This window comes from Sandarakinorhabdus sp. (genome assembly GCF_031430775.1).
GTDB lineage: Bacteria > Pseudomonadota > Alphaproteobacteria > Sphingomonadales > Sphingomonadaceae > Sandarakinorhabdus.
The window spans coordinates 1-7,224 of record NZ_JANPCD010000078.1 but is presented as its reverse complement, the minus strand read 5'-3'; the positions used below and the strand labels follow the sequence as shown (position 1 = coordinate 7,224).

The window sequence follows — 7,224 nt, the reverse complement described above, 5'->3', positions numbered from 1 at the left end:
TATTCGAAGAGCTGGGTTTCTATTATGTCGGGCCGATCGATGGTCACAATCTCGAACATCTGCTGCCGGTGCTCGAAAATGTCCGCGATGCCGCCGAAGGCCCGATGCTGATCCATGTCGTGACGCAAAAGGGCAAGGGCTATGGCCCGGCCGAAGCAGCGGCTGACAAATATCACGGCGTCGTCAAGTTCGACGTCGTGTCGGGCACGCAGCACAAGGCCGCGCCCAAGGCGCCGCAATACCAGAACGTTTTTGGCGACATGCTGATCGAGGAAGCCAAGCGCGACCCCACGATTGTCGCCATCACCGCCGCCATGCCGTCGGGCACCGGCGTCGACCGTTTCAACAAGGCGTTCCCCGACCGCACCTTCGATGTCGGCATCGCCGAACAGCACGCCGTGACATTTGCGGCCGGGCTGGCAGCGCAGGGCATGCGGCCGTTCTGCGCGATTTATTCGACCTTCCTGCAGCGTGCCTATGACCAGGTCGTGCATGATGTCGCCATCCAGAACCTGCCGGTGCGTTTCGCCATCGACCGCGCCGGGCTTGTGGGCGCCGATGGCTGCACCCATGCCGGGGCATTCGATGTCACCTATCTGGCGACGCTGCCGAATTTCGTGGTGATGGCACCGTCGGACGAGGCGGAACTGGCCGACATGGTTCACACCTGCGCCATGCACGATACCGGTCCGATCGCGGTGCGGTATCCGCGCGGCGAAGGCACCGGCATCGCAATCCCCGAAGTGCGCACGCGCCTCGAAATCGGCAAGGGCCGCACCGTGCGCGAGGGCAAGACCGTCGCCATCCTGTCACTGGGCACCCGCCTCGTCGATTCGCTCGCCGCTGCGGACGAACTGGACGCCAAGGGCCTGTCCACCACGGTTGCCGACATGCGCTTTGCCAAGCCGCTGGATTATGACCTGATCCGGCATCTTGCCGCAACGCACGAAGTGCTGCTCACCATCGAGGAAGGCGCCATCGGCGGCTTTGGCGCGCATGTCCTGACCTGGCTCAGCGACGAAGGCCTGACCGACGCCGGCCTCAAGGTCCGCACGTTGCGCTTGCCCGACATTTTCCAGGACCATGAAGCGCCCGCCAAGCAATATGCCGAAGCCGGCCTCGACGCACCCGCCATCGTCAAGACGGTGCTGGAAGCGCTGCGGTATAACAGCGTCGGCGTGGCCGTGGAGGGCGCGCGGGCTTGATCGCCGCGCGCCAGGTTGAAGGTGTCTGAACCACCCCTCGACCGCGCTGCCTTCCTACCCTAAAGCCCTGCTCATGCATGCGCCCGGAACCCCCGCGGCCCGGGTTCCGACTTTGGGCGAAATTCTGCTGCTGGGGGCGTTGACCGCTTTCGGCGCGGTGACCATCGATTTGTATCTGCCGACCTTGCCGGCCATCGGGCGCGACTATGGCGCGTCGCCGGCTGCGGTGCAGTTGACGCTGTCGGCGTTTTTCGTCGGCATGGCCATCGGGCAATTGTTCTTCGGGCCTTTGTCCGACCGTATCGGCCGGCGGCCCTCGGTGCTGATTGGCTGCGCAGTCTATGTCGCCGCCAGCCTGTTTTGCGCTGCTGCGCCGTCCATCGAAATGCTGGTTGCCGGGCGTTTCGTGCAGGCCTTGGGCTGCTGCGCCGCGATGGTCGTGGCGCGCGCCATCGTGCGCGACCGGTATGACCACCGCGATTCGGCGCGCATTTTCTCGCTGCTCATGCTGGTGTTGGCCGTTGCGCCGATGCTGGCGCCCACCATCGGCGGCTGGATCAGCGTCTGGGCCGGCTGGCACGCGGTGTTCCTGGTGTTCGCGGCCATCGGCGCGATTGTTGCGGTCGTCGTGGCGACCCGGCTGGACGAAAGCCGCTCGCCGGAAACAGCGGCCAAGGCGCGCAGCCAGTCGGTGCTGTCGGCCTATGCCGCCGTGCTGGGCGAACGCCGGCTGATCGGCTATCTGCTGGTCGGCGCGGGCAGCGGCGCAACTTTGTTCAGTTATATCGCCGCTTCGCCCGATCTCATCGTCGCCATCTGGGGCTTTTCCGAAACGCAGTTCGGACTGATCTTTGCACTGATCGCCACCGGCATCATCGGATCGTCGCAGTTGAACCGCTGGCTGTTGGGCCGCCACAGCCCCGATACCATCCTCGGCTTTGCCACCATCGGCGCGGTGCTGGCCGGGGCGACCCTGCTGGCGCTGTCGTTTCTGGGCGCGCCGCTGCCCTGGTTGATTGCGGGCCTGTTCATCGCCCTGTCGTCGAACGGGCTGATGGCAGCCAATGCCTCGGCCGGCGCCCTCAATATCGATCCGACGCGTGCCGGCACGATTTCGGGCCTGATGGGCGGTGTCAATTTCGGTGTCGGTGCGCTGGCGTCGGCGCTGGGCGCGGCCCTGCATGACGGCACGGCAAGGCCCGTGGCCATGCTGATCGCAGCGGCATTGCTAATGTCGGCCACCGCCTATCACACCCTTGCCAAGCCGCCCGCCCCCCATGCTTGATACCCGCGCAATGCTGTTGGCGCTGGCGGTGGTTGCCGTCTGGGGCACCAATTTCGTCGTCATAAAAACCGCGCTGGATGCCTTGCCGCCGCTGTTGTTCGCCGCGCTGCGCTTTGCTGCGGTGGTGTTTCCGCTGATTTTCTTCGTGCGCCGCCCACCGGTCAGCTGGGCGATGCTGGCGGCGTTCGGCATCGCCATCGGGGTTGGCCAGTTCGGGCTGTTGTTCATCGCTATCGACGGGCTGATCGCGCCGGGGCTGGCGTCCTTGCTGGTGCAGACCCAGGTGGTGTTCACCATCGGCTTTGCCCTTGTCGGCAGCGGCGAGCGATTGTTGCCGCTGCAATATGCAGCGCTGGCCGCCGCCTTGGCCGGCATCGGCGTGGTGCTGGCGCATGTCGGCGGTGAAGCGACGCCGCTGGGCGTGGCGCTGGTGCTGGGCGCGGCCCTGTCATGGGCGTGCGGCAATCTCGTGCAGCGGCGCGCCGGCCGCATCGACATGCTGGCGTTCGTGACCTGGTCATCGCTGTTCGCAGTGCCGCCGCTGCTGGCACTGGCGCTGCTGTTCGAAGGGCCGACCGTCATCCTCACCGCGCTTGGCGCCGCAACACCTGGCATCTGGGCGGCGGTGGCGTGGCAAGCGGCCGGCAATTCGCTGTTCGGCTATGGGGCCTGGGGCTGGCTGCTGGCGCGTTACCCGGCGGCCAGTGTCGCGCCGACATCGCTGCTGGTGCCTGTGTTCGGCATGGGGGCGTCCGCGCTGCTGCTCGGCGAGCCACTTCCGGGATGGAAGCTGCTCGCCGCAGGGCTGATAATCGGCGGACTGGCGCTGAACCTGTTTGCGCCTTTGCTTCAGCCGGCGATACGGAACCCGTAAGGCTCGGTCTTTTCCGCTGCTGCAATCCACGCCGGGCGAGCCTGGATACGCTTGGCATAGGCCAGCACATTCGGAAAATGCGCGCCCAGCCCTTGCGAACAGGCGATTTCGGCGATGAAGCTCATCATGATGTCGGCGCCCGACAGCGTGTTGCCGACCAGCCAGTCATTGCCGCCAAGGCACTGCGCCAGATAGGCGACATGGCTGCCGATCTGTTCCTCGATGCGCGGTTTTAGTGGTGCTGCGGCATCGCCCAGGCGCCCGGTGTACAGCGCCAGCAGGAACGGAGTCATCGCCGAACCTTCGGCAAAATGCAGCCATTCCAGATAGGTTTCATGCGCGTCGCTGCCGGGGGCGGGCATCAGACGGCCACCGCCATGGCGGCGCAGGATGTAATCGGTGATGGCGCCCGATTCGGTGACGATACGCCCGTCATCCTCCAGCACCGGTGATTTCCCCAGCGGATGGACCGCCTTGAGTTCGGCCGGCGCCAGGTTGGTGACGGCATCACGCGCATAATGCTGGATACGATAAGGCAGGGCGAGTTCCTCCAGCAGCCACAATATGCGCTGCGAGCGGCTGTTGTTGAGGTGATGGACGATCAGCATGTTGGGGCCTCCCCTGAATGGTGCCGACACGCTATGACCGTGCATGGCCATTGTCATCCCCGAAGACGAATTGATCGAAACATTCATACGCGCCGCCGGGCCGGGCGGGCAGAATGTCAACAAGGTCAGCTCGGCCGTGCAGCTGCGCTTTGATGTGCGTGGATCGCCCAGCCTGCCCGATGACGTGGCGGTGCGGCTGATGCGGCTGGCCGGCAGCAAGATGACGCGCGATGGCGTGCTGGTGCTGACGGCGCAGAAATTTCGCGATCAAGTCCGCAACCGTGCCGACGCCCGTGAGCGATTGGCGGCCATGGTTGCCGCCGCCGAAGTGCGGCCCATCAAGCGCCGTCCGACCAAGCCGAGCACGGGCTCCAAGGTGCGGCGGCTGGAAGACAAGGCGGTGCGTTCGGGAATCAAGGCCGGCCGAGCCAGGGTTCGCGATGATCACTGATGCAAAAAGGGGCCATGTGCCCTTCAATTTCGTTATGCATATGCCTATTTTGGCCTGACGTCCCCATCCGTGAAAGGATTCCTTTATGTCTGACCTCGAAAATTCTGCCGAAGCTGCCATCGATGCCGTGACCGATACCGCTGCCGAAGCGGCCGCCACTGCGCGCGGCAAGGTCGATCAGCTCAAGGCCGATTTGAAGGAACAGGCCGACAAGGCCCGCGAAGCGGCGCGCGAAGCCTATGACAAGGCCCGTGAAGCCGCCAAGGAGTGGGCCGATCATGCGCCGGAGCAGGCCCGTGCCGCCCGTGAACGCGCGCAGAAGATGGCCGAAGACAGCAGCGCCAAGGTCCGCGCCGCCGTGCAGGAACAGCCCATGGCGGTGCTGGGCGCCGGCATCGCGCTGGGCTTTGTCGTCGGCTGGCTGATGAGCGGCCGCAAGAACTGATCTGGCCGTGCGGCGACCGGCTTCGCTTGGCGTTGTCGGTCGCCGCGCCCGTCAAGCCTGTGTCGGGATCGCCACCGAGACAAGCAGCCCGGGCTTGTTGTCGGCCAGCGACAGGCTGCCGCCGTGCAGCCTTGCCACGGCGGCAGCAAGCGAAAGCCCCAGCCCGGCGCCCTGGCCGCGCTGCCCGGTCGGACGTGCGGCATCGAGCCTGCCAAAGCGCCTGAGCGCGTCATCGCGACTGGCGGCCGGAATGCCGGGGCCATGGTCCGCGACGGTCAGGCGCGCCCCACATGCGGTCCGCTCGACACCCAGTTCGATCACGCCGCCGGCGGCGCCATAGCGCAGCGCATTGTCTATGAGATTGGCCAGCGCGCGGCCAAGAAGCTGGCGGTGCGCCATGGCCGTGACCGGCTGCGCGGTCAGCATCACCATCCGCACTCCGGCGTCGTCGGCCAGGGGTTCGTACATCTCGACCAGGTCCGACACCATGGCAACCAGATCAAGGCTGGCAAAGCTGTCGCGGCCAATGCCGGCTTCGGCCCGGCTGATCTCCAGGCTGTTGTCCAGCATGGCCAGCAGCCCCTCGGCCTCCACGCTCACGGCTTGCAGGTCGGCAGCATTCACCGCGCTGCCCATGCCGAGCCGGTCGATGCGCGCCTTGAGGCGGGTCAGCGGTGATCGCAGGTCATGCGCCAGCCCGTCGGTCACGGCGCGCAATTCGTCGAGCAGCCCCTCGATGCGGGCCAGCATGACATTGAAGGCCATGCTCATTGAATCAAAGGCATCGCCGGCCGGTCCTGCCTGCACCGGAACGCGGCGTGACAGATCGCCTGCAGTGACTTCGCCGGCCACCTCGGCGATGATCCGGGCGCGATTGGAAATGATGCCGACGATCCAGCGGCTGCTGATCCAGCTGAGCGTTAGCGCCAATGCCAGCGCAGCCATCAGCGAAGCCAGCAGCGTCTCCTGCAGCCGGCTTTCCGCTTCAAGGCTGCGCCCCACCGCAATGCGGTGCCCGTCGGGCAGTATGGCTCCGATAAACACAAAGGGCTTGACGAGGGGTTCGCGGCGGCTCGCCAACATCAATCGGCGCGGCAACCGGTCGGTGGCGAGCCCGATGGGCCAGTCCCCAAGGTTGCCGGCAAGCCGGCTGCCATCGGCTCGTTCGACATGAATGACCAGCGGCCCCGGCACCTGCAATTCGCCATTGACGATGACAAGACCAGCCGCAGGCCCACCGCGCCGCCACGCGGCATCTGTTGCCCGGTAAATTTCGGCGATGCGGCTCCTGTTGTCGTTATCCAGCTGAATCTCGGTCAGGCGCTCGAGAAAAATCAGCAGCGTCGATGAAGACAGCAGCAAGGCGATGAATACGGCGAGCCCGATCCGCGCAGTCGTATTGATGGGCAGAAACGACGTGAGCCAGGGCAACAGCCCGTCGGGCTGCCACGCGGAAAGGGTGCGCCGCGGGACGGCGCCTACTCCCCGCCGATGCGGTAGCCGGCGCCGCGCACCGTCTGCACGATATCGCTGGCGCCGCCTTCATCCAGTTTCTTGCGCAGCCGGCTGACATGGACGTCGATGACATTGGTACCGGGGTCGAAATGATAATCCCACACGCCTTCGAGCAACATCGAGCGGGTCACCACCTGGCCGCGATGCTTGAGCAGGAACTCGAGCAGGCGGAATTCGCGTGGCTGCAATTCGATGCGCCGGCCGGCAAACGATACCTTGCGCGTGAGCAGATCGACATCGAGCTCGCCTTCCTGCAAGCGCGTGATTTCAGCGCCGGCCAGGTTGCGGCGCTGCACAGCCTCAAGCCGAGCCAGCAGTTCCGGCAGTTCGAACGGCTTGGTCACATAATCGTCCGACCCTGCGCGCAAACCACGTACCCGCTCGTCAAGACTGGCCAGCGCCGACAGCATGACGACCGGCGTCATCATCCCATCGGCACGCAGCCGGGTCAGCACTGCAAGGCCATCGAGCCTTGGCAGCATGCGATCGAGCACGATGGCGTCATAGCCGCCGCTCGTCGCCAGAGCGTAACCGGTTTCACCATCGGCGGCGATGTCGACCTCATGCCCTGCTTCGGCTAGGCCATGCGCGACATGTTCGGCCATTGCCGCGTCATCTTCGACACATAAAATTTTGCTCATATCGTGATTATGCAACTATTTCACCGCAGGTCAAAGTGCTTACGGCACAACATAGGCCAGTTTCGCGCGCCGCCGCCGCTTAACTCGCCCCCGTGCGGCCGCTATACACAGGGTGCCACTCGCGGTGGAGGTCATTTACGCGCATAGAGGCGGCCATGCCTGCCAGACGCTTCCGGGGGGTAATCACCTTTGTCGTGGTG

At 65.3% G+C, this 7,224-nt stretch carries 8 protein-coding genes; 5 read left to right on the top strand and 3 right to left on the bottom strand.

Annotated features, from left to right (window positions below):
* The 3 genes from dxs to RMQ73_RS04650 all read left to right on the top strand — a co-directional run.
* A partial coding sequence (dxs, locus tag RMQ73_RS04660) for a 1-deoxy-D-xylulose-5-phosphate synthase (RefSeq protein ID WP_310496895.1) occupies positions 1-1,205 on the top strand: 1,205 nt, incomplete at its 5' end.
* Positions 1,206-1,317: 112 nt separating this feature from the next.
* Positions 1,318-2,490 (top strand): multidrug effflux MFS transporter, encoded by a 1,173-nt coding sequence (locus RMQ73_RS04655; protein WP_310496894.1) that lies wholly within the window; start codon positions 1,318-1,320, stop codon positions 2,488-2,490.
* Entirely contained in the window at positions 2,483-3,364 is an 882-nt protein-coding gene (locus tag RMQ73_RS04650) for an EamA family transporter (protein ID WP_310496893.1), read from the top strand. The genes RMQ73_RS04655 and RMQ73_RS04650 overlap by 8 nt, the downstream gene beginning before the upstream one ends.
* On the opposite strand, the gene RMQ73_RS04645 is transcribed toward RMQ73_RS04650, so the two are convergent.
* Complete coding sequence (locus tag RMQ73_RS04645) at positions 3,340-3,972, bottom strand: glutathione S-transferase family protein (protein ID WP_310496892.1); 633 nt, start codon at positions 3,970-3,972, stop codon at positions 3,340-3,342. The genes RMQ73_RS04650 and RMQ73_RS04645 overlap by 25 nt on opposite strands.
* 43 nt (positions 3,973-4,015) lie before the next feature.
* Between RMQ73_RS04645 and arfB the strand changes: the two genes are divergently transcribed.
* On the top strand, positions 4,016-4,423 hold the full coding sequence (gene arfB / locus RMQ73_RS04640) for an alternative ribosome rescue aminoacyl-tRNA hydrolase ArfB (protein WP_310496891.1): 408 nt from the start codon (positions 4,016-4,018) through the stop codon (positions 4,421-4,423).
* Positions 4,424-4,508: 85 nt separating this feature from the next.
* Positions 4,509-4,868 (top strand): hypothetical protein, encoded by a 360-nt coding sequence (locus tag RMQ73_RS04635; RefSeq protein ID WP_310496890.1) that lies wholly within the window; start codon positions 4,509-4,511, stop codon positions 4,866-4,868.
* Positions 4,869-4,919: 51 nt separating this feature from the next.
* Here RMQ73_RS04635 and RMQ73_RS04630 read toward each other — a convergent pair whose 3' ends face one another.
* Positions 4,920-6,230 (bottom strand): ATP-binding protein, encoded by a 1,311-nt coding sequence (locus tag RMQ73_RS04630; RefSeq protein WP_310496889.1) that lies wholly within the window; start codon positions 6,228-6,230, stop codon positions 4,920-4,922.
* Between the two features lie 116 nt (positions 6,231-6,346).
* Complete coding sequence (locus RMQ73_RS04625; protein ID WP_310496887.1) at positions 6,347-7,024, bottom strand: response regulator transcription factor; 678 nt, start codon at positions 7,022-7,024, stop codon at positions 6,347-6,349.
* Positions 7,025-7,224 lie beyond the last annotated feature (200 nt).

Bases quoted from the DNA above. Each gene is read 5' to 3' on its own strand.
- RMQ73_RS04650 (WP_310496893.1), top strand. From the start codon at position 2,483: ATGCTTGATACCCGCGCAATGCTGTTGGCGCTGGCGGTGGTTGCCGTC.
- RMQ73_RS04645 (WP_310496892.1), bottom strand. From the start codon at position 3,972: ATGCTGATCGTCCATCACCTCAACAACAGCCGCTCGCAGCGCATATTG.
- arfB (WP_310496891.1), top strand. From the start codon at position 4,016: ATGGCCATTGTCATCCCCGAAGACGAATTGATCGAAACATTCATACGC.
- RMQ73_RS04635 (WP_310496890.1), top strand. From the start codon at position 4,509: ATGTCTGACCTCGAAAATTCTGCCGAAGCTGCCATCGATGCCGTGACC.
- RMQ73_RS04625 (WP_310496887.1), bottom strand. From the start codon at position 7,024: ATGAGCAAAATTTTATGTGTCGAAGATGACGCGGCAATGGCCGAACAT.